Annotated in this window: 15 protein-coding genes; 10 read left to right on the forward strand and 5 right to left on the reverse strand. The window is 72.7% G+C overall.

Annotated elements, in window-relative coordinates:
- Positions 1–689 precede the first annotated feature (689 nt).
- On the reverse strand, positions 690–1,523 hold the full coding sequence (locus GB864_RS02680) for an aldo/keto reductase (RefSeq protein ID WP_160422810.1): 834 nt from the start codon (positions 1,521–1,523) through the stop codon (positions 690–692).
- Between the two features lie 63 nt (positions 1,524–1,586).
- Here GB864_RS02680 and hrpA point away from each other — a divergent pair, with 63 nt between their 5' ends.
- The 3 genes from hrpA (at position 1,587) to GB864_RS02695 (ending at position 7,900) form a co-directional block, all read left to right on the forward strand.
- On the forward strand, positions 1,587–5,552 hold the full coding sequence (gene hrpA / locus GB864_RS02685) for an ATP-dependent RNA helicase HrpA (protein WP_160422811.1): 3,966 nt from the start codon (positions 1,587–1,589) through the stop codon (positions 5,550–5,552).
- Positions 5,553–5,828: 276 nt separating this feature from the next.
- Positions 5,829–7,040 (forward strand): MFS transporter, encoded by a 1,212-nt coding sequence (locus tag GB864_RS02690; RefSeq protein ID WP_160422812.1) that lies wholly within the window; start codon positions 5,829–5,831, stop codon positions 7,038–7,040.
- A 17-nt stretch (positions 7,041–7,057) separates the two neighbouring features.
- Entirely contained in the window at positions 7,058–7,900 is an 843-nt protein-coding gene (locus GB864_RS02695) for an aldo/keto reductase (protein ID WP_160422813.1), read from the forward strand.
- A 117-nt stretch (positions 7,901–8,017) separates the two neighbouring features.
- On the opposite strand, the gene GB864_RS02700 is transcribed toward GB864_RS02695, so the two are convergent.
- Positions 8,018–9,316: an MFS transporter gene (locus GB864_RS02700; protein ID WP_160422814.1), complete on the reverse strand. Its 1,299-nt coding sequence runs from the start codon at positions 9,314–9,316 to the stop codon at positions 8,018–8,020.
- A gap of 73 nt (positions 9,317–9,389) precedes the next feature.
- Here GB864_RS02700 and GB864_RS02705 point away from each other — a divergent pair, with 73 nt between their 5' ends.
- From GB864_RS02705 to GB864_RS02710, 3 genes are read left to right on the forward strand one after another with little or no spacing between them, the layout of a single operon-like run.
- Positions 9,390–10,556, forward strand: coding sequence for an acyl-CoA dehydrogenase family protein (locus tag GB864_RS02705; RefSeq protein WP_160422815.1), 1,167 nt, complete (start codon positions 9,390–9,392; stop codon positions 10,554–10,556).
- A gap of 39 nt (positions 10,557–10,595) precedes the next feature.
- Positions 10,596–10,772: a hypothetical protein gene (locus tag GB864_RS18100; RefSeq protein ID WP_202106939.1), complete on the forward strand. Its 177-nt coding sequence runs from the start codon at positions 10,596–10,598 to the stop codon at positions 10,770–10,772.
- A 24-nt stretch (positions 10,773–10,796) separates the two neighbouring features.
- Entirely contained in the window at positions 10,797–11,678 is an 882-nt protein-coding gene (locus tag GB864_RS02710) for an alanyl-tRNA editing protein (RefSeq protein ID WP_160422816.1), read from the forward strand.
- A gap of 43 nt (positions 11,679–11,721) precedes the next feature.
- Here the strand turns inward: GB864_RS02710 and GB864_RS02715 are convergent, their stop codons facing one another.
- Entirely contained in the window at positions 11,722–12,816 is a 1,095-nt protein-coding gene (locus GB864_RS02715; RefSeq protein ID WP_160422817.1) for an LLM class flavin-dependent oxidoreductase, read from the reverse strand.
- A gap of 155 nt (positions 12,817–12,971) precedes the next feature.
- On the opposite strand from GB864_RS02715, the gene GB864_RS02720 reads away from it, so the two are divergent.
- On the forward strand, positions 12,972–13,619 hold the full coding sequence (locus GB864_RS02720; protein WP_336603845.1) for an NADPH-dependent F420 reductase: 648 nt from the start codon (positions 12,972–12,974) through the stop codon (positions 13,617–13,619).
- A 63-nt stretch (positions 13,620–13,682) separates the two neighbouring features.
- On the opposite strand, the gene GB864_RS02725 is transcribed toward GB864_RS02720, so the two are convergent.
- On the reverse strand, positions 13,683–15,056 hold the full coding sequence (locus GB864_RS02725; protein ID WP_160422819.1) for an FAD-binding oxidoreductase: 1,374 nt from the start codon (positions 15,054–15,056) through the stop codon (positions 13,683–13,685).
- A 156-nt stretch (positions 15,057–15,212) separates the two neighbouring features.
- On the opposite strand from GB864_RS02725, the gene GB864_RS02730 reads away from it, so the two are divergent.
- The 3 genes from GB864_RS02730 (at position 15,213) to GB864_RS02740 (ending at position 19,455) form a co-directional block, all read left to right on the forward strand.
- Positions 15,213–16,346, forward strand: coding sequence for a helix-turn-helix transcriptional regulator (locus tag GB864_RS02730; RefSeq protein WP_160422820.1), 1,134 nt, complete (start codon positions 15,213–15,215; stop codon positions 16,344–16,346).
- Positions 16,347–16,461: 115 nt separating this feature from the next.
- The gene (locus GB864_RS02735) at positions 16,462–17,835 is read left to right on the forward strand and encodes a M20/M25/M40 family metallo-hydrolase (protein ID WP_160422821.1); all 1,374 of its coding nucleotides are present in this window, start codon (positions 16,462–16,464) and stop codon (positions 17,833–17,835) included.
- A 150-nt stretch (positions 17,836–17,985) separates the two neighbouring features.
- Entirely contained in the window at positions 17,986–19,455 is a 1,470-nt protein-coding gene (locus GB864_RS02740; protein ID WP_160422822.1) for an MFS transporter, read from the forward strand.
- A 69-nt stretch (positions 19,456–19,524) separates the two neighbouring features.
- On the opposite strand, the gene GB864_RS02745 is transcribed toward GB864_RS02740, so the two are convergent.
- Complete coding sequence (locus GB864_RS02745; RefSeq protein WP_160422823.1) at positions 19,525–21,030, reverse strand: MFS transporter; 1,506 nt, start codon at positions 21,028–21,030, stop codon at positions 19,525–19,527.
- Between the last annotated feature and the right edge of the window lie 92 nt (positions 21,031–21,122).

Below are 21,122 nucleotides of genomic sequence, written 5' to 3' on the forward strand. Positions count from 1 at the left end.
CATCAATCCAAAGGAATCCCGTCTGGCAAAACCAGACCGGGGTTCAATAAATTGGCATTGAACATAGTGCACGCTGTTGAGTTCTCAAGGAACGGACACCGCAAAGCTCCCGCCGTTGGACGGCGTTCACTGAGGGCTTCGTTTGTCTCCGACTGCCGGCGCCGAGCGCACGACTTGCCAGTCACCGAAGTTCGGCGCCTGGGAGAAGGTCGGAATCATCATCGTAGTCGTCTTGGTGCAAGATCGCAAACTTGGGCGACTCGATGGTCCCGCTTGAGGCCGGCTGCGGGGCTTCTCAGCTCTTCCGCTTGCCGCACCTTTGGGGTGACGAGTAAGAACATTACGTGCAGCGGGCCGATCGGCCAAATCGGAGTACGCATCCCGGGCGTGTCCCGCGGAATCCCGCGGATCTGCGCTCCGGAACGGATCGGTCCGGCCTTCCCGGAGCGGCTCGCCGGGTCTCGATACGGCGCTTCGCGCCTACTCGACCGACGGAAGCGCGCTCGACCGACGGAAGCGCGCTCGACCGACGGAAGCACGCTCGACCGACGGAAGCGGGCTCGACCGACGGGAGCGGGCTCGACCGACGGGAGCGGGCTCGACCGACGGAAGCACGCACGGACGCGAACGCGGCGTCGCCCCTGGGGGCGACGCCGCGCGACATCCGGTCTGCCGTCAGCCGAGGGCCGTCAGTTGACCTCGGAGGGGTGCGCGCTCACGCGCCCCTCCCGCTCGAGGGCGGTGATCGCCTCCTGCTCGGCCGACGTGAGCACGAAGTCGAAGACGTCGAAGTTCTCGGCCATGCGCTCGCGGCGGTTCGATTTCGGGAACACGATGTGACCCTGCTGCAGGTGCCAGCGGATGACGACCTGCGCCGGAGTCTTGCCGTGCGCCGCCGCGGCGGCCGCGACGGCCGGCTCCTCGAAGAGCGGGTACTTGCCCTGGCCGAGCGGGCCCCACGACTCGATCTTGATGTCGTGCGCGGCGGCGAAGGCCTCGACCTCGGGCTGCTGGTGCGCGGGGTGCGACTCGATCTGGTCGACGGCCGGCACGACGCCGGTCTCGGCGATGATGCGCTCGAGATGCTCGGGCAGGAAGTTCGAGACGCCGATCGAGCGCACCTTGCCCGACTTGCGCAGTTCCACGAGCGCCTTCCACGCGCCGACGTACTGATCGCGCTCCGGCGCAGGCCAGTGGATCAGGTAGAGGTCGAGGTAGTCGAGGCCGAGGCGAGCGAGGCTCGCCTCGAACGCCGCGGTGACGCTCGCCTCCGACTCGAGGTCGTCGATCCAGAGTTTCGTGGTGATGAAGAGCTCCTCGCGCGGGATACCCGACGTCGCGATCGCGCGGCCCACGCCCTCCTCGTTGCCGTAGATGCGCGCGGTGTCGATGTGGCGGTAGCCGACCTCGAGGGCATCGGTGACGATGCGCTCCGTCTCGGCGGGGTCGACCTTGAAGACGCCGAAGCCGAGCTGGGGGATGGTGTTGCCGTCGTTGAGCTGCAGTTCAGGTACCGAAGTCATGGAGCAATCCTCCCCCGTCGCGGGCGCCGGGACTCCCCGGGAAGCTCGATAGACTGGTCCGCTATGCCCGCGAACGTCGACGAGATCGTCTTCCCGCCCGAGCTGCCGGTCTCCGCGCAGCGGGGCGAGATCACCGACGCCATCCGGGACCACCAGGTGGTCATCGTCGCGGGCGCGACCGGCTCGGGCAAGACGACGCAGCTGCCGAAGATCTGCCTGACCCTCGGGCGCACCTCGATCGGGCACACGCAGCCGCGCCGGCTCGCGGCCCGCACCATCGCGGAGCGCATCGCCGAGGAGCTCGGCAGCGAGGTCGGCGACCGCGTCGGCTACCAGGTGCGATTCACCGACAAGGCCTCGGCGTCGACCGAGATCAAGGTGATGACCGACGGCATCCTGCTGAACGAGATCCACCGCGACCGGCTGCTGCGCAAGTACGACACGATCATCGTCGACGAGGCGCACGAGCGATCGCTCAACATCGACTTCCTGCTCGGGTATCTCAAGACCCTGCTGCCGAAGCGCCCCGACCTCAAGATCATCGTCACGTCGGCGACCATCGACCCCGAACGCTTCGCCGCCCACTTCGCGGAGCCCGACGGCACGCCCGCGCCCATCATCGAGGTGTCGGGCCGCACCTATCCCGTCGAGGTGCGCTACCGCCCGCTGACCGGCGACGACGCCGAAGGCGCGACCTCCGACGACGTCGACCCCGGCACCGACGACGACCGCGACGCGATCACGGGCATCCTCGGCGCCCTCGACGAACTCGACCGCGAGGCATCCGGCGACGTGCTCGTCTTCCTCTCGGGCGAGCAGGAGATCCGCGACGCGGAGGACGCCGTGCGCGGGCACTACTCGGGCCGGTCGGCCGGGTACGGCACGACCGAGGTGCTCCCCCTCTACGGCCGGCTCTCCTCCGCCGACCAGCACCGGGTGTTCGAGCCGACCTCCGTCGTCGGGCTCCGTCGCCGCATCGTGCTCGCCACGAACGTCGCCGAGACGAGCCTCACCGTGCCGGGCATCAAGTACGTCGTCGACGCCGGCACGGCGCGCATCTCCCGTTACTCGGCGCGCGCGAAGGTGCAGCGCCTGCCCATCGAGGCGATCTCGCAGGCGAGCGCGAACCAGCGCTCCGGCCGCGCGGGCCGCACGAGCGACGGCATCGCGATCCGCCTGTACTCGGAGGAGGACTTCGAGCGCCGCCCCGAGTACACCGACCCCGAGATCCTGCGCACGAACCTCGCGGCGGTCATCCTGCAGATGGCCTCGCTCGACCTCGGCGAGGTGACGGCGTTCCCCTTCCTCACCCCGCCCGACCCGCGCGGCGTCACCGACGGCCTCGGACTGCTCGGCGAGCTCGGCGCGATCGAGGTCGGCGACGAGACGGCCGCGCGCTCCCGCGCCCCGCGCCTCACCCGCATCGGCACGCAGCTCTCGCGCCTGCCGATCGAGCCGCGGTTCGGCCGCATGGTCATCGAGTCGAAGACCCAGGGCGTGTCGCGCGAGGTGCTCGCGATCGTCGCGGGCCTCACTATCCAAGACCCCCGCGAGCGCCCGCTCGAGCGCCGCGGCGAGGCGGACGCGATGCACGCGCGCTTCGCCGACCCGACGAGCGACTTCCTGACGCTGCTGAACCTCTGGAACCACCTCGAGGTGAAGCAGCGCGAGCTCGGCTCGAGCGCGTTCCGGCGCATGTGCAAGCAGGAGTTCCTCAACTACCTGCGCGTGCGCGAGTGGCACGACCTCTTCCGCCAGCTCGTCGGCCTCTCGAAGCCGCTCGGTCTGAAGCTGCTGCCCGCGCCCGCCGACGGCGGGGCGACCGCGGCCCCGGACGCCGTGCACCGCGCCCTGCTCTCCGGGCTGCTCTCGCAGATCGGCCTCCGCGACGACCGCGTCTCGGGCGAACCGAAGGCGCAGCCGAAGAACCGCGGCGAGCGGCAGCGCGCGGGGCGCGAGTACCTCGGCGCCCGCGGCACGCGGTTCCAGGTCTTCCCGGGCTCGACGCTCGCGAAGAAGCCACCGCAGGCCGTCATGAGCGCCGAGCTCGTCGAGACGAGCCGGCTGTTCGCCCGCATGAACGCCTCGATCGACCCGGCCTGGGCTGAGCCGCTCGCGGGCGACCTCGTGAAGCGCTCGTACTCCGAACCGCGCTGGGATGCCCGCGCCGGTTCGGCCGTCGCCGACGAGAAGGTGCTGCTGTTCGGCGTGCCGATCGTGCCGAAGCGGCGCTTGCAGCTCGCGCGGGTCAACGAGCCGCTCGCCCGCGAGCTGTTCATCCGGCACGCGCTCGTGCAGCGCGAGTGGGACCCCTCGAAACTGGACCAGCGGGTGTTCGGGTTCGCGCGCAAGAACACGGCGCTGCTCGGCGAGCTCGCCTCGATCGAGGAGCGCACGCGTCGGCGCGACCTGCTGCTCGGCGACGAGACGGTGTTCGCGTTCTACGACGCCCGCGTGCCCGCCGACGTGTCGACGACGCGCGGGTTCGAGCGCTGGTGGCGCGGCGCCGCGCGGGCGACCCCCGACCTCCTCACCATGACGCGCGCCGACCTCGTGCCCGACGAGGCCGAGGAGGACCGCACCGCCTACCCCGCCGAGTGGCGGCAGGGCGACCAGCGGCTGCGCCTCGAGTACCGCTTCGAGCCGGGGCATCCGGATGACGGCGTCTCGGTGGTCGTGCCGCTCGTGCTGCTGCCGCGCCTCGAGCCCGGCGGCTTCGACTGGCAGGTGCCCGGGCTCCGCGCGGAGCTCGTCACCGCGCTGCTCCGCGCACTGCCGAAGGTCATCCGGCGCTCCGTCGTGCCCGCCGCCGAGTGGGCCGACAAGCTCGTCGCCGAGCTCCCGGCCGAGCCCGATGCTACGCGGCCGTTCACGGCGACCCTCGCCCACCTCATCCGCAAGCTCACCTACACGCCCGTCGACGCGAGCGACTTCGACCTCGAGCGCGTGCCCGCCCACCTGCGCATGCACTTCCGCGCCGTCGACGAGCGCGGCAAGCGCGTCGGGGGCGACGACGACCTCCGCGCTCTTCAGGCGGCGCTCGCCGGACGCTCGACCGAGGCCGTCGCACGCAGCCTCACCGAGCCGGGCGGAAGCGGCGGACGGGGTGCGCGCGGGCGCGGTCCCCAGCCCGGCGCCCCGGCGAGCGCGGTCGGACCGTCGATTCCCGAGCGCTCGGGCGTCACCGCCTGGGAGTGGGACCGCATCCCCGAGTACGTCGACGCCCGCCAGGCCGGCAACCTCATCCGCGCCTACCCCGCGATCGTCGACGACGGCGCCTCGGTCTCGCTCAGGCTGCTCGCCACGCCGGCCGACCGCGATGCGGCGACGCCGCGAGGCATCCGGCGCCTGCTCGCCCTCGCGACCCCGTCGCCGACCTCCTACGTGCAGGAGCACCTGACCAATCAGGAGAAGCTCGCCCTCGGCGCGAGCCCCTACCCCTCGACGAAGGCGCTGCTCGACGACGTGCTGCTCGCGGCGATCGACGCCGAGCTGCGCCGCCTGCACCCCGACGGCCTGCTCGCGACCCGCGTCGAGTTCGACGCCGTGCGCGATGCGGTGTCGCAGACCGTCATGGATGCCGTCTACGCCGGCGTCGCGCAGACCGCCGCCGTGCTCACCGCGGCCCGCGCCGCGGAGAAGGCGATCACGAAGGCGTCGAGCATCCAACTGATGGCGCCCCTCGCCGACGCGCGGGCGCAGATCGCCGGACTCGTCTTCCCCGGCTTCGTCTCGGCCGTCGGCCTCGAGCGGCTGCGCCACCTCGCCCGGTACCTGCAGGCGATCGAGCGCCGTGTCGGCCGGCTCGTCGACAACCCCGGCCGCGATCGCGCGCGGCTCGTCGAGGTCGAACAGGCGACGAAGCTCTTCACGGACGCGGGCGGCGTCATCCCGCTGCCCCAGGACGCGCCCGAGCGGCTCGTGCGCGTGCGATGGCTGCTCGAGGAGCTGCGCGTGAGCCTGTTCGCGCAGGAGCTCGGCACGGCCGAGACCGTCTCGCTGCCGCGCATCCGGAAGGCGCTCTCATGACCTCGGACCTCCGCGTCCCGATCGCGCGGAGCTCGACGTTCCTCCTGCGATGCATCCGCGGCACGCTCAACGGGTCGTAGGCGCGGCCGTCGGCCAACGTTCGAGTCGACCCGCTCATCGCGGGTCGAGTAGCGCGGAGCGCGTATCGAGACCGTCTCACGCGGTCTCGATACGGCCCTGGCGGGCCTACTCGACCAGCGAGGTCGCGGTTCGACCGACGAGGTCATGCCGACGGCACCCCCGTTTCCCCTGAACACGTCGATAGATTGGATGCCCATGGGGGCCTATTCGACTCTGCTGAAGTCTCCCGGCGTCGCGCGGATCATCGCGGCGCAGCTCGTCGCGCGATTCCCCGGCGGGATGCTCGCGCTCGCATTCCTCATCCATATCGAGCACATCACCGGCTCGTACGGCTCGGCGGGCCTGGTGCTCGCGGCGACCTCGATCGGCCAGGCGATCTCGGGCCCGCTCACGAGCCGGCTCATGGGCCGGCTCGGCATGCGCCCCGTGCTCATCGTCACGACGGCGGTGAGTGCGCTCGCGATCGTCACGATCGGCCTCTTCGATTCGTTCGCCCTCTGGGTGTACGTCGTGCTCGCGCTGATCTCCGGCCTCTTCTACCCGCCGATCCAGCCGGCGGTGCGCACCATCTACCCGAAGATGGTCAACTCCCGCCAGCTCACGCCGCTCTTCTCGCTGGATGCCTCGGCGCAGGAGATCATCTGGGTCGTCGGCCCCGTGGTGACGACGCTCATCGCGACCCAGGTCTCCCCCATGGCGGCGATCCTCGCCGCCGTCGTGCTCATGGTCGGCGGCGGCGCGTGGTTCATCGCCTCCCCCGAACTCGGGCGCGTGCGCATCCCGCGTTCGAAGCGCAAGTTCGGCGTCGTGCTCGGCCGACCGCCGGTGCTGCTCGGCACGATCGTCGGCTTCCTCCTCATCGGCGCCTGCTCGGCGATCGAGGCGGGCGTCGTGTCGGTCTTCGGCGAGGGCGACGCGCGCGCGGGTCTCGTGCTCGGCATCTTCTCCGTCGGCTCGCTCGCGGGCGGTCTGCTCTTCGGCACCCGTCCGATCAGCCAGTGGGCGATGGCGCGCCGCATGTTCATCGTGTTCTTCGGCATGGCGCTCGCCGCGTTCGTGCTCGATTTCTGGTGGCTCTCGGTCTCCCTGTTCATCGCGGGCATCGGCATCGCCCCCGTGCTCGCCGTCATCTTCGCGACCGTCTCCTCGAGCGTGAAGTTCAGCGACACCGCGGAGGCCTACGGCTGGATCGGCACCGGCCAGCTCATCGGCGCGGCGCTCGGATCGGCGTTCGCCGGCTTCATGATCGACGGCTACGGATCGGTCGGCGCCTTCTGGATCGCCACCGGGTTCGCCTTCTTCGGCTTCCTCGTGCCGCTCCTCGGCCACCGCTGGCACCCCGACCTGCGCGGCCGCGACGCCAGCCCCATCCCCGACACCGAACCGGTGCCCGTGCAGCCCAGCTGATCCGACCGGAGGCCTCCATGTCCGCACCCGCCCCGCTCCTGCCGCTCTCCGACGGCCGCACGATCCCGCAGGTCGGGTTCGGCACCTACAAGATCCCCGCCGAGGACACCGGGCGGCTCTGCCTCGACGCGATCGACGCCGGGTACCGCCACCTCGACACCGCCGCGCTCTACGGGAACGAGGCGGGTGTCGGCGAGGCGGTGCGGGCGGCGGCCGACCGCGGCGTCGCGCGTGACGAGTTGTTCGTGACGAGCAAGGTGTGGAACGCCGACCACGGCTTCGACGAGACGCTGCGCGCGTTCGAGCACTCGATGGACCTCCTCGGCCTCGACCGGCTCGATCTCTATCTGATCCACTGGCCGGTGCCGTCGGCCGACCGGTACGTCGATACCTGGCGCGCGCTCGTGCGGCTGCGCGAGGAGGGCCGGGTCGCCTCGATCGGCGTCTCGAACTTCCACGCCGCGCACCTGCAGCGCCTCGACGACGAGACCGGCGTCCTCCCCGTCGTCGACCAGGTCGAGTGCCACCCGTGGCTGCCGCAGACCGGGCTCTCGGCCTGGTGCGCGGAGCGGGGAATCCTGATCGAGGCCTGGTCGCCGCTCGCCCGCGGGCGGGTGATCGGGGATGCGACCCCGCCCGTGCTCCGGGCCATCGCCGACAAGCACGGGCGCACCGCCGCCCAGGTCGTGCTGCGCTGGCACGTGCAGCACGGTCGCGTGCTGCTGCCGAAGGCGTCGAGCCCCGCGCGCATCGCCGAGAACCTCGCGCTGTTCGACTTCGAACTCGACGACGACGACCTCGCGGGCATCGCAGGGCTCGAGTCCGGCGAACGGACGGGTCGGAACCCGGACTTCGACTGACCAGTCCGCCGGTCGAGTCGGCGCGAGGCGCCGCACCTTTCCGCCGGTCGAGTCGGCGCGAAGCGCCGTATCGAGACCCGTGAGCAGGGTGCGCGGTCTCGAGACGCTCCTTCGTGGCTACTCGACCCGCGGGTTCTCCGCCGAGTTCTCCGCTTCCGAAGCCTCCAGCGCCGCACGCGCCGCCTCCGGCTCCGGCAGTCCGGTGAGGAAGCGCCACGACGCCGCCGCGACGAGCACCGAGACGGCACCGCCGATGAGGAAGGGCAGCGCGAGGTCGACGCGGGCGACGAGCCCGCCGAGCAGGCTGCCGAGCGGCATCGCGCCCCAGAGCAGCGTGCGCCAGGTGCCGTGCACCCGGCCGAGCAGCCGGCCGGGGATCATCGACTGGCGCAGCGACATCACGAGGATGTTCCACACCGTGATCGCGAGCGAGAGCAGCGCGTTCGCGGCGAGCACGACCCAGAGGTTCGGGATGCCCGCCACGAGCAGCGCGAGGCCGATGAGCACGTTCGCGGCCGCCATCGCGACGCCGAGGCCGAAACGGGCCTGCGCGCGGTGGGCGAGCGCCGCGCCGACGAGCGCCCCGGCGACGCCGGAGAGCGCCGCGAAGCCGAAGAACGCCTCGGGCAGGCCGAGCGGTCCGAGCAGGTAGAGCACCCAGCTCGCGAGCGCGAACGAGCACGCGAGCCCGCCGATCGTCGAGACGATCCAGAGCGTCACGAGCATCCGGCTGCGCGTGATGAAGCGCCAGCCGTCGGCGAACTGACGGTGCCAGGGCACCCGCAGCTCGTCGGCGACGACGTGCTGGCGGCCGGAGGCCGCGCGCGGCAGCAGCAGGGCGAGCACGCCGGCGAGCAGGAAGCACACCGCCGGTGCGCCGATCGGGATGAGCACCGAGACCGCGAACAGCAGCGACGTCAGGGGGCCGGCGAGGAACTGCTGGGTGATCTGCTCGCCCGCCTCGAGCCGGCCGTTCGCGCGCGGCAGGCTCGCCGCCGGCACGATCGACGGCGGGATCGCGCGGCTCGCGCCGTCGTAGAGCGTCTCGAAGACGCCGTACACGAACACGACGCCGAGGAGCCAGAGGATGTCGAGGCGGCTGGTCAGCGCGAGCACGAAGAGGAGCACCGAGAGGAGGACGCGCACGGCCTGCGCGATCGCGAGCGCCGCCCGACGGTCGATGCGGTCGACGACGATGCCGGAGGGGATCGCGAAGAGCAGCCACGGCAGCATCGCGAACGCGGCGACGAGGCCGATGAGGAACGGGTCGTCGGTCAGGCGGGCGGCCAGGAGCGGCACGAGCGTGCGCACGATGCCGTCGCCGAGATTCGAGGCGAGGGCCGCCGTGAGGAGGTTCGCGAACGGGCGGCCGAGGCCGCGGGCGGGCGAGGCGTCGGTGATCTCCTCGGTGGGCACCCGATCACCCTAGGGGCGACCGCCCCCGCACTCGGCAGGGCCGTCCACACCCCCGGCCCGCTAGCGTGGGCCCATGGCCGGCCCCGAAGACGCACTGCTGGATGACGACCTGCTCGCCCGGTTCCGGGAGCGGGCGGCGGTGTACGACCGCGAGAACCGCTTCTTCGACGAAGACCTCGCCGAGCTCGTCGCGATCGGGTACCCCCGGGTGCTCGTGCCGCTCGAGCACGGCGGGTTCGGCTGGTCGCTCGAGGATGCGGTGCGCGCGCAGGCGCGCCTGGCATCCGCCGCCCCCGCGACGGCCCTCGCGATCAACATGCACCTCGTGTGGACGGGCGTCGCGAAGGTGCTCGCCGACCGGGGCGACGACGCCCTCGCGTTCCTGCAGCGCGAGGCGGGCGCCGGCGAGCTCTTCGCCTTCGGCATCAGCGAGGCCGGCAACGACCTCATGCTCTTCGGCTCGCGCTCGACCGCCGCGCCCGACGGCGACGGCGGCTACCGCTTCAGCGGGCGCAAGATCTTCACGTCGCTCTCGCCCGCGTGGACCCGCCTCGGCACGATGGGGCTCGACTCGGAGTCGGCCGATGCGCCGAAGATCGTCTACGGCTTCGTCGAGCGCACCGACGCCGTCGAGGTGCTCGACGACTGGGACACGATGGGAATGCGCGCGAGCCAGTCGCGCACGACGATCCTGACCGAGGCGCCCGCGAGCGCCGACCGCATCGTCCGCCGGCTCGACCCGGGCCCGAACCCCGACCCGTTCGTGTTCGGCATCTTCGCGTGCTTCGAGCTGCTGCTCGCCGCCGTCTACTCGGGCATCGGCGACCGGGCGATCGAACTCGCGATCGCCGCGGCGAAGCGACGGACCTCGATGAAGGCCGGCGGGGCGCCGCTCAGCGACGACCCCGACATCCGCCATCGCATCGCCGGCGCGATCATCGACCAGGATGCGATCGCGCCCCAGCTGACCTCCCTCGCGCGCGACGTCGACCGGCAGGTCGACCATGGCGCGAAGTGGTTCGCCCGGCTCTCGGCGATGAAGGTGCGCTCGACGGAGACCGCCAAGCGCACCGTCGACGAGGCCGTCCGGGTCGCCGGCGGCTCCTCGTACTTCGCGGGGAACGAGCTCGGGCGCCTGTACCGGGACGTGCTCGCCGGCGTGTTCCATCCCTCCGACGACGAGTCGGCGCACTCGACGGTGGCCGCCGCCTGGATGGGCGCGGTCGGCGCCGTCGACTAGAGTCGAAGAGGTTTTTCCGAGAATAGAGAGGCGGCGGCGATGAACGGCGTGCTTTGGGTGATCATGTTCGGCCTCTTCAGCCTCGGCGTGTGGCTGTTCTCCGCGGCGTTCGCCGTCGTCGGCTTCGAGGCGCCGATCTTCATCCTCGGCATCCTGCTCGTCTCGGCCTCGCTCGCGATCCCGTTCCACGTGCTCGGTCAGAGCCAGAAGAACTGACGCGCCGACGCCTCCCGGGTTGAGATGACCCTCCCGCGCAGCGGCACGCTCGTCGCCTATCCGACCGGCGCGCTCGACGGCGAGTCCGTCGTGCGGCACGTCGAAGCACTGCCCGACGGTCGCGCCGCCGTGCTGACGGATGAAACTCCGGTGCATCCCGTCGACGCCCGCTGGCCGGACCAGAGCGCCGATCGGGCGGAGTTCGTCCTGGGCGGCGACGGGTCGCGACGCATCCCCATCGTGGACGCGATCGTCGGCGCGACCGACGGCGCGTCCCTCTTCGTCGGCGACGACGTCCCGGTGCGGCCGGGCGCCGAGGGCTGGGCATCCGTCGTCGTGCACGTCGTGGATGCGGCCGATGCGGGCGCACTGCAGGAGGGCGACGCGGTCGGCTTCCAGGTCGACCCCGAACTGCGCGCGGCGCTCTCGCTCGGGCACACCGCGTGCCACCTCGCGTCCCTCGCCCTCAACCTCGCCGTCGCCGACCGCTGGAGCAAGCAGCCGCGCACCGACGGCCTCGGCACCCCCGACTTCGACGGCCTCGCGATCGAACGCTCGCGCATCCTCGAGGGCGGCTCGCTCGACCGCTACCGGCTGAACAAGTCGCTGCGGCGCGCGGGGTTCCAGACCGAAGGTCTCGTCGACGCCCTCGCGGAGATCGAGCGCCGGGTCGAGGCGCGGCTCGCGATCTGGGTCGACGCCGCCGCGCCGATCCGCATCGAGCGCGCCGGCGACGCCCTCGCCGACCGCCGCGAGTGGGTGGCCGAACTGCCCGAGGGCACGGTGCGCATCCCCTGCGGCGGCACCCACGTGCACTCGACGGCCGAGCTCGCCGGGCTCCGCGTCGGCTTCACGCTCGACGACGACGCGGGCACGCCGGTGCTCGTGATGTCGTCCTCGCGCTGAGCGCGGGGCGCGACGCGGGCGCCCCCTGCTCCCGCTGCTCCGGCTACTCCGACGAGCCCACGATCGGCGGGACGATCGCCGCGGGCGGCTCGTAGCCGCGCTCGGCGAGCAGCTCCCGCACGCGCGGCACGACCTCGGTCGCGTACAGCCGGATCGAGCGGAGCATCCACTCGTGCGGCAGCGTGCCGTTCGAGAACTTCAGGTCGAAGCGGCTCGCGCCCACCGCGATGATCGCGCGCGCCGCCTTCTGCGCCACGGTCTCGGGCGCTCCGGCGAACATCGCCCCGTTGGGGCCGGCCTCCCCCTCGAACTGCGAGCGCGTCGCCTCGCCCCAGCCGCGCTCGCGGCCGATGCGGTTCATCAGGTCGCGGTAGTTCGGCCAGACCTCGTCCTTGGCCTGCTGGTCGGTCTCCGCGAGGTGGCCCGGCGAATGGATGCCCACGGGCAGCGGCGCGTGCCCGAACTGCGCGAGCGCCTTGCGGTACAGCTCGGAGAGCGGCGCGAAGCGCGCGGGGCTGCCGCCGATGATCGCCAGCATGAGCGGCAGGCCGTAGCGGGCCGCCCGCACGACGGACTCCGGGCTGCCGCCGACGCCGACCCACGTCATGAGCTTCCGGTCGCCCTCGATGGGCGGGAAGATCCGCTGCCCCTCGAGCGGCGAACGGAGCCGACCGGTCCACGTGATCGGGCCGCCGTCGCGGATGGCGGCGAACAGCTCGAGCTTCTCGTCGAAGAGCTCCTGGTAGGCGGCGAGGTCGTAGCCGAAGAGCGGGAACGACTCGATGAAGGAGCCGCGGCCGAGGACGACCTCCGCGCGGCCGTTCGAGACCGCATCGAGTTCGCTGAAGCGCTGGAACACGCGCACGGGGTCGTCGGAGCTCAGCACCGTCACGGCGCTGCCGAGGTGGATGCGCTCGGTGCGCGAGGCGATCGCCGCGAGCACGACCTCCGGCGCGGAGATCGCGAACTCCTCGCGGTGGTGCTCCCCGACGCCGAAGAAGTCCAGGCCGAGCGAGTCGGCGAGCACCGCCTGTTCGACGGCGTTCCGGATCGTCTCGGCGTGCGAGAGCCGCCGCCCTTCGAGATCGAACGTGACATCGCCGAACGTATCCAGTCCGAACTCCACCTGCTCCGGCATCGCAGCTCCCTCCCGGGCCCGGGCGTCGCCCGGCGGCATCCCCCCGATGCGACCCGTACCCGCACGAGCCTATGCCGCTCGCCCGACTGCGCGCACGGAATGCCCGACCGGTGCGCCGCGTTGCGCAACTCGGGGGCGGAAGCGAGAGTGGAACAGTGGAACGACGAGCGGTCATCGGGATCTACGGCGCCGGGAAGGTGGGCACCGCCCTCGCCCGGCTGCTCGTGGGCGCGGGGTACGAGGTGCGGATCGCGGGTTCGCCGCGGCAGACCGCCCTCGAGCTGCTCGTGAGCGTCGTCGCCCCCGGAGCCCGGGTCGCGAGCCCCGACGAGGTCGCCGACGCGGACGTCGTCGTCGTCGCGGTGCCGTTCGGCAAGGCCGACACGGTGCCGTGGGACCGTTTCGACGGCACGGTCGTCGTCGACGCCATGAACTACTGGCCGCCGATCGACGGCACGATCCCCGCCATCGAGGCGGACGGCCGACCGACGAGCGTCATCCACGCCGATCTGAACCCCCGCGCCCGCCTCGTGAAGTCGCTCAACCACCTCGGCTACCACGAGATGGAGGACGACGCCCTGCCCGAGGGCGACCCGCTGCGGCGGGCGCTCGCCGTCGCCGGCGACGATCCGGATGCCCGCGCGGCGGTCGCCGCGATCGTCGACGACATCGGCTTCGACGCCGTCGACCTCGGCCCCCTCGCGTGCGGCGTGCTCCTCGAACCCGGCGGACCGGTCTTCGGCCGCGAGCTCGACGCCGACGAGCTGCGCCGCCTCGCCGAGCGACGGCAGCACGCCGCCTGAGCGCGGACGGCTGGGCCCGGCCCGCGCCGGCCGCCCGAGCGGTCCGCCCGGACGGCCGAGCGCTCACACGGGGTGCGCTGCGACGAACACGCCGTCGGGATCGACGGCGGCCTTGATCTCCCGCAGCCGCCCGAGGGCGGTGCCGAAGCCGTGCGAGCGGTCCACGAGCGGCCCGTCGACGAAGGTGAGCGCGAGCGCGTCGACCCGCCACGGTGAGAACGCCGCGATGCCGGCCTGCACGGCGGCAGCGGCCTGGACCGCCGCCTCCGGCACGGGGACCACGGCGATGGTGTGCGCGAGATACTCGCCGTCGATCGCGGTCACGGCGCCGCCGTCGAGGGCCGGACGGCGGATCGCGCCGCCGAGGTGGCGCAGCTCGGTGATGAAGAGCCCGGGCGCCGTGCCGATCTCGACGAACTTCGACACCGCGTCGTCGGGCAGGCCGCCGAGCACGACGTGCGCGGTGAGCGCCGGGGTCGGCCCGGGCGGGTCCAGATGCACCTGCACGAGGGCAGCGGCGGGCATCGGTGCGAACGTGTCGACCTCGGGCCCGAGGGCGCGGAGGGGCTCGAGGAGCGTCGCAGCACCTTCGTCGGACTCGAGGATCGCGCCGTCGACGACGACGAGGTCGCGGCCGCTCAGGAACGGCGGCAGGTCCGGCATCGGCGGGAAGTGCAGGATGCGCAGCGTCGTCGTGGCGCTCTCCGGCGCCGCTCGCGTGAACGCGGCCCACGCCGCCGACACCTCGGCCGCGCGCGACGCGTCCCAGAGGAGCATCCCCGCGAAGACCTCTGGCTGCGCGAGCAGGTCGAGCTCGATCGAGACGACGATGCCGAAGGCGCCCGAGCCGCCGCGCAGCGCCCAGAACAGGTCCGGATGCTCGTCGCGGCTCGCCCGCACGAGCGCGCCGTCGGCGAGGACGACCTGCACGGCGCGGACCGAGTTGATCGCGAGGCCGTGCGCACGGGCGTAGAAGGAGAGCCCCCCGGAGAGGCTGTAGCCGACGACGCCGACGTCGCCCGCGCTGCCGTGCAGGGCGGTGAGCCCGTGCGGTGCGGCCGCCTCGAGGACGTCGTTCCACTGGGAGCCGCCGAGCACCCGCGCCGTGCGGGCGACGGGGTCGACGACGGCACCGCGGAGCCCGGCGAGCGAGACGAGCACGACGTCGCCGAGTGCGGTGCCGGCGAGCGCGCCGGCGGCGTGACCGGTCGCCTGGGGTGCGATGCGCAGCCCGGCGGCGACCGCGGCGCGCACGACGTCGACGACGTCCTCCGCCGTCTCGGGCCGGGCGACCGCGATGGGCCGCTGGTCGAACGCGACGTTCCACGGCATCCGGGCGGCGTCGAAGCCGTCGTCGCCGGGGAGCAGGATGCGCGCGCCGAGGGCGTCGCGGAGCCGGACGGCCCGGGGGTCGAGGGCGAGATCGGGGATGGTCATGGGGAGTTCCTCCGGTTCGTGCGGGCATCCGTTCGGACGCCCTGCCGAGGAGGATCCTCGGGCGACGGCGCCGCCGGCATCCCAGATGGCAGGGGAATTCGCTCCCCCCAGATCACTGGGATGGCGGCTCGGCCCGCACCGGGCCACACTGTGCGCATGAGCACGGCCATCGCCTTCGCGCGCGTCCGCAGCGACGTCGACGTGCTCTCGCGCGCCGGCTTGCCGCTGCTGCAGTTCATCGACGAGGCGAGCGCTGCGCTGCAGCAGGCCGTGCCCTTCGTCGCGGGGTGCCTCTCCACCCTCGATCCGGCGACCACGATGGTGTCGAGCACCCGGAAGCTCGGGGCGCTCGAGGAGCGCAACGACGCCGACGTGCCTTGGGCGAAGGTCGAGTACGGCGGGCTCGAGCCGACCGCGTTCACGGCGATGCTCGCGGCGGGCCGCACGAGCGTGAGCGTCGCCCAGTCGACCGGCGGCGACCTCGACCGCTCGCCGCGCATGTCGGAGGTCGTGCTGCCGCGCTTCGACTTCGGCGACGAGGCGCGCACGGTGTTCGCCGAGCGCAGCGGCGCCTGGGGGTCGCTCGCGATGTTCCGGGGGGCCGGCGAACCGGACTTCGATCACGACGAGCTGGCACTGCTCGCCGAGCTCGCGCCGGCATTCGCCCGCGGCCTGCGCACCGGGCTCCTCGCCCAGCACGGCGGGGATCGCACCGAGTCCGGCGGCGGTCCGGCCGTCGTCATCATCGACGCCGACGACAGGATCGCCGCGTCGAGCCCGGGCGCCGAGGCGCACCTCGCCCGCATGGGACTCGCGCCGGGCGGCGGGGACCCCCGCTTCATCGTGCACGGGCTCGCGACGGGGGCCCGGCGCTTCGCCCGCGGCGAGAGCGATCGGATGCCCCGCATCCGCGCCCGCACCGCCGACGGCGTCTGGCTCGTGCTGCAGGCCGCGCCGCTCGGCGGCGGCGGGGAGCGCGCCGGGGACGTCGTGGTCACGATCGAGGAGGCGCGCCCGCAGGAGGTCCTCGACCTCGTGGCCGACGCCTTCGGCCTCACCGCGCGCGAACGCGATGTCGTGGGCGCCGTGCTGCGGGGCGCCGACACCCGGGAGATCGCCGCGTCGCTGCACCTCTCCCCGTACACCGTGCAGGACCACCTGAAGTCGGTCTTCGACAAGGCCGGGGTGGGCTCGCGACGCGAGCTCGTGGCACGGGTCTACTTCGACCAGTACGTGCCGCGCGCGGGCAACGCCCTCGGACCGGCCGGGTGGTACACGGCCGGGTCGTGACGACCTGGTCGTGACGACCTGGTCGTGACGGCCGCACCGCGACGATCACGCCGTCGGCACTCGCCCGGGCGGCGGCGATGCGGCACCGGGCGGCGCGCGGACGTAGGGTTTCCGCATGTCCCCCGCAGCACCCGATTCGAACGGCTCCGACCCCCTCGCCGCTCCCGCCCGGCCCGGCATCGGCGAGCGGCTGTCGCAGCTCATCCGGCACGCGACCGTCTCCGCCGAGCTCGCCGAACGCGGACCCGAGCCGTTCGAGGCGCTCGTCGCCTCCCTCGCGGAGCTCTACCCGCTCGTCCACGAACGGCTCGAGCTCGAGCGGGTGACCGACTTCGGCCTCCTGTTCCGCTGGCCCGGGGCATCCGATGCGAAGCCGCTCGTGCTCATGGCCCACTACGACGTCGTGCCCGTCGACGAGAGCGACGACTGGCGCTTCCCGCCGTTCGAGGGGCGCATCGCGGACGGGATCGTCTACGGCCGCGGCGCCCTCGACGACAAGGGTCCGCTCGTCGTCGTGCTCGACGCCGTCGAGAACCTGCTCGCCGCGGGGCACGAGCCCGCCCAGGACGTCTACCTCAGCTTCGGCGGCAACGAGGAGGTCTACGGCCTCGCGGCCGTCGCGATCAGCGATCTCCTGCACGAGCGGGGCATCCGGCCCTGGCTCATCGTCGACGAGGGCGGTGCCGTCGTCGACGCGCCGCTGCCGTTCGTCACGGCCACGGCCGCGATGGTCGGCGTCGGCGAGAAGGGCATCGCGACCCTGCGCCTCAGCGCCCGCGGCGACGGCGGGCACGCCTCGGCGCCGCCCACGATCACGGCCGTCGGCCGCGTCGCCCGCGCGGTGGACCGGCTCACCCCCGGCACGTTCCCGGCGCGCACCCCGCGCGCGGTGACCGTGATGCTGCAGCGCTTCGCGCCGCACGCCCGCGGCCTCGGCGGCGTCGCGCTCAAGGTGCTCGCGGGCTGGCCGTGGCTGACGGCACGGGTCTTCGCCCGGCTCGGCGGCGAGCCCGCCGCGCTCGTGCGCACGACCGTCGCGCCGACGATGCTCGACGGCGGCACCGCCGCCAACGTGCTGCCCTCGCAGGCGGGCGCGATCGTGAACCTCCGCATCGCCCCCGGGGAGACCGTCGACGGCACGGCGGCGCGCGTCCGTCGCCGCATCCGCGACCCGAAGGTCGACGTCGTGGTCGTGGAGGGCAGCGACCCGTCGCCGCAGTCGGCGACCGACAACGCGCAGTTCGGACTCATCGAGGCCGCCGTCGGGGCGTCCTACCCGGGCACCGTCACCGCGCCGTACCTCATGATGGCGGCCTCGGACGCCCGCTTCTTCCACCGCTACTCGGGCTCGGTCTACCGATTCGCACCCCTGTCGATGTCGTCGGCGCAGCGCGCGAGCGTGCACGGGGTCGACGAGCGCGTCACCGTCGACAGCCTCGAGCGCGGCGAGCGGTTCCACCGCGCGCTCATCGTGTCGCTGCCGCGCTGACGCCCCCCGGGCCGCCCGTCCGGCGCATTCGGCGATCGGCTGCCGCGGTGACGGCGCGGTAACACGCACCGCGTACAGTGTTCTCACCCCGACGACCGACGCGCCTCCCCCGGCGGGCCGGCCGAGCTCTCCCGTCCCCCAGGAGCCCCAGTGTCCCGCAGCACCCTCAGCCGAGCGACGACGTCCTTCGCCGCGATCATCGGCTTCCTCGCGTTCGTCGAGTTCACGAGCGGCATCATCCAGGGCTACTACACGCCCCTACTGACCGACATCGCGCGCCACCTCGGCGTGCACGACGCCGACGTGAACTGGCTCGAGGGGTCGCAGCTCATGCTCTCGGCGCTCGTCGTGCCGGCGTTCGCGAAGCTCGGCGACATGGTCGGCCACAGGAAGATGCTCGTCATCTCGACGGCCGTGACGGCGATCGCCTCGTTCGCCCTCGTCTTCTCCGACGAGTTCTGGGTGTTCCTCGTGGCGTGGGCGCTGCAGGGCTTCTACGTCGTCTGGCTGCCGCTCGAGATCGCGCTCATCTGGTCGCGCTCGCGCAGCACCCCGCGCCCCGCGGCGATCACGCGCCGCGCGGCAGGCATCCTCGTGGCGTTCCTCGAGTTCGGCGCGATCGCGGGCGCGCTGCTCGGCGGGGCGCTCATCGACTCCCTGCCGCTCCAGATCGTGCTGCTCGTGCCGGCGATCGCGGTCGCGCTGTGCTTCTTCGTGATCCTCTTCGGGGTCAAGGAATCGCCCGAGCTCACGGGCGGCAAGCTCGACACGACGGGCCTCACGCTCATCTCGCTGGCGCTCCTCGCCCTCACGGGCGGCCTCAGCTTCCTGCGCCTCAACGGCCCGGCAGACCTGCTCTCGTGGTCGCTCGTCGCACTCGGCCTGCTGCTCGTGTGGCCGTTCGCGAAGTGGGAGCTGCGCCACCCCGACCCGCTCATCGACGTGCGCATGTTCCGGAACCCCGCGCTCTGGCCCGTGTTCGTCACCGCCGGCCTCTTCGGCGTCAGCGTGCTGGGCGCACAGGCGCCCCTGTCGACGTTCGCCCGCACGGATCCGACCGAGGTCGGCTACGGACTCGGCACCGAGGGCTTCGCCACCTCCCTCCTCATCGGCGGCTACGTGCTCGCGATGACGGTCGGCGCGCTGCTCTTCCCCGTGGTCACGCGCTTCGTCGCGCCCCGCGTCGCCCTCATCTGCGCGTCGTTGCTGGTCGCGGCCGGGTATCTGTTGTTCGTGCCCTTCCACGGCGACTACGCCCAGGTGATGACGAACATGGTCATCGTCGGCATCGGTTCGGGCGCGCTCGTCGCGGCCCTGCCGGCCGCCGCCGCCGCGGCCGCTCCGCCGACGCAGACGGGCGTGGCGACGGGACTCACGAACTCCGTGAAGACCGTCGGCGGCGCGATCGCGTCGTGCGTGTTCGGCATCGCGCTGCTCTCGCACGTCGGCGGGGGCTCGCACTCGACCGCCGGCTCGTTCAGCGGCTACCTCACCGTGTGGCTCGTCTGCGGCGGCACCGCGGTGGTCTGCGCGATCGTGCTCGCGTTCGTGCCGAAGCTCGCCTTCGCCGACCCGACGCCCGTCGAGGACGACGCGCTCGAGGCGCCCGTCGCCTCCTGACCCGAGCGACCCCGAGGATGCTCGCGCGGCCCGCGCGGGCATCCTCGCCTCGTCTCGGGGTCGCGCCCGTCAGAGCGCGCGCGACTGCGCCTTGCGGCGCGCGCCGAGGTCGACGACCGACACGACGAACGCGATGCCGATGAAGACGGCGACGCCGGCCATGCCGACGCCGTAGGCGTGGTGGTAGACCGAGAGCTGCGACTCGCTCGACGGCTCGCCCGCGATCGTCGAGTAGAAGAGCGAGAGCGTCACGGCTGAGCCGATCGCGGTGCCGATGCGCTGGCCGAGCTGCCCGACCGACCCGGCGAGGCCGCCCTGGCGAACCGGCACCTCGGCGAGCGTCAGCGTCTGGTTCGGGGAGACGACGAATCCGCCGCCGGCGCCGGCGATCACCATCGCGCCCGCCATCGCCCACGGCGTGATCTCAGCCGGGGTGAGGATCGCGAGCAGCACGAGCAGCGCGAACCCGGCGAGCAGCACGATGAGGCCGAGCACCACGAGGGGCCGGCCGAACCGCTCGACGAGCTTCCCGCCGTACCAGGACGTGACCGCCGACGTCAGCGCGAAGCCGATCGTGACCATGCCCGCGTAGAGCGGCTCGAGCCCGAGCCCGTTCTGGAGGTAGAGCGTCGTGAGCAGGAACGCCGCGGGCATCCCCGCGAAGTACACGGCGACGAGCAGCGTGCCGTTGCGCCACGAGGTGATCGAGAACAGCGCCGGCGGGATCAGCGGGCTCTTGCCGCTCGCGGCGTAGCGCTGCTCCCACCAGATGAACAGCGCGAGGCCGAGCACGAACACGACGAGCAGCCACCACCGCGCCGGGTTGTCGGCCGACGTGCCGGTCGTGAAGAGGAAGGGCCACATGAGGGCGAGCACCGTGACGGCGAAGATGAGGATGCCCACGGGGTCGAGCTGGAGCGCCCGCGACGAGCGCGTGCGGGTCTGCGGCAGCACCCAGATCGCGAGGGCGATCGCGATGAGCACGAGGGGCACGTTGATCCAGAAGATCCAGCGCCAGCCGTCGGTCGGGCCGCCGAGGGCGATGAGCAGCCCGCCGAGCGTCGGGCCGAAGGCCGTCGCGATGCCGATCGTCGCGCCGAAGAGGCCGAACGCGGTGCCGCGCTCGCGCCCCTGGAAGAGCTGCTGCACGAGGCCGAGCACCTGGGGCATCTGGATGCCCGCCGCGACGCCCTGCGCGAGGCGCGCGATGAGCAGCACCGTCGCGTTCGGCGCGAGGGCGGCGACGAGGCTCGTAAGGCCGAAGAGGCTGAGTCCCACGATGAAGAGCGCCTTGCGGGAGCGCTGATCGCCGAGGCGCCCCATCGGCACGAGGACGAGGCCGAAGGTCAGCACGTACCCGGCGACGATGAGCTGGAGCTCGGTGGAGCCCGCGCCGAGGGCGGTCTCGATCGAGGGCAGCGCGACGTTCACCTTCGACAGGTCGAGGATCGTGATCGCGGCGACGGAGACGGCCACCCAGTAGGCCTGCCACTTGCGGTTGCGCGTCAGCGGGATGTCGCGCGTCTTCGGGGGTTCCTCCCGTGCCGGCCGTGCGTGCGTCGTCTCGTCGCTCATCCGCGCTCCCCCCAGTCCGCCCGGCCAGCCTACGCCCGCCGTCGGTCTCGTCGGTCTCGTCGGCAGGCCGCGAGCGGATGCCCCGTGCCGCG

The organism is Agromyces seonyuensis (genome assembly GCF_009789225.1).
Taxonomy (GTDB): domain Bacteria; phylum Actinomycetota; class Actinomycetes; order Actinomycetales; family Microbacteriaceae; genus Agromyces; species Agromyces seonyuensis.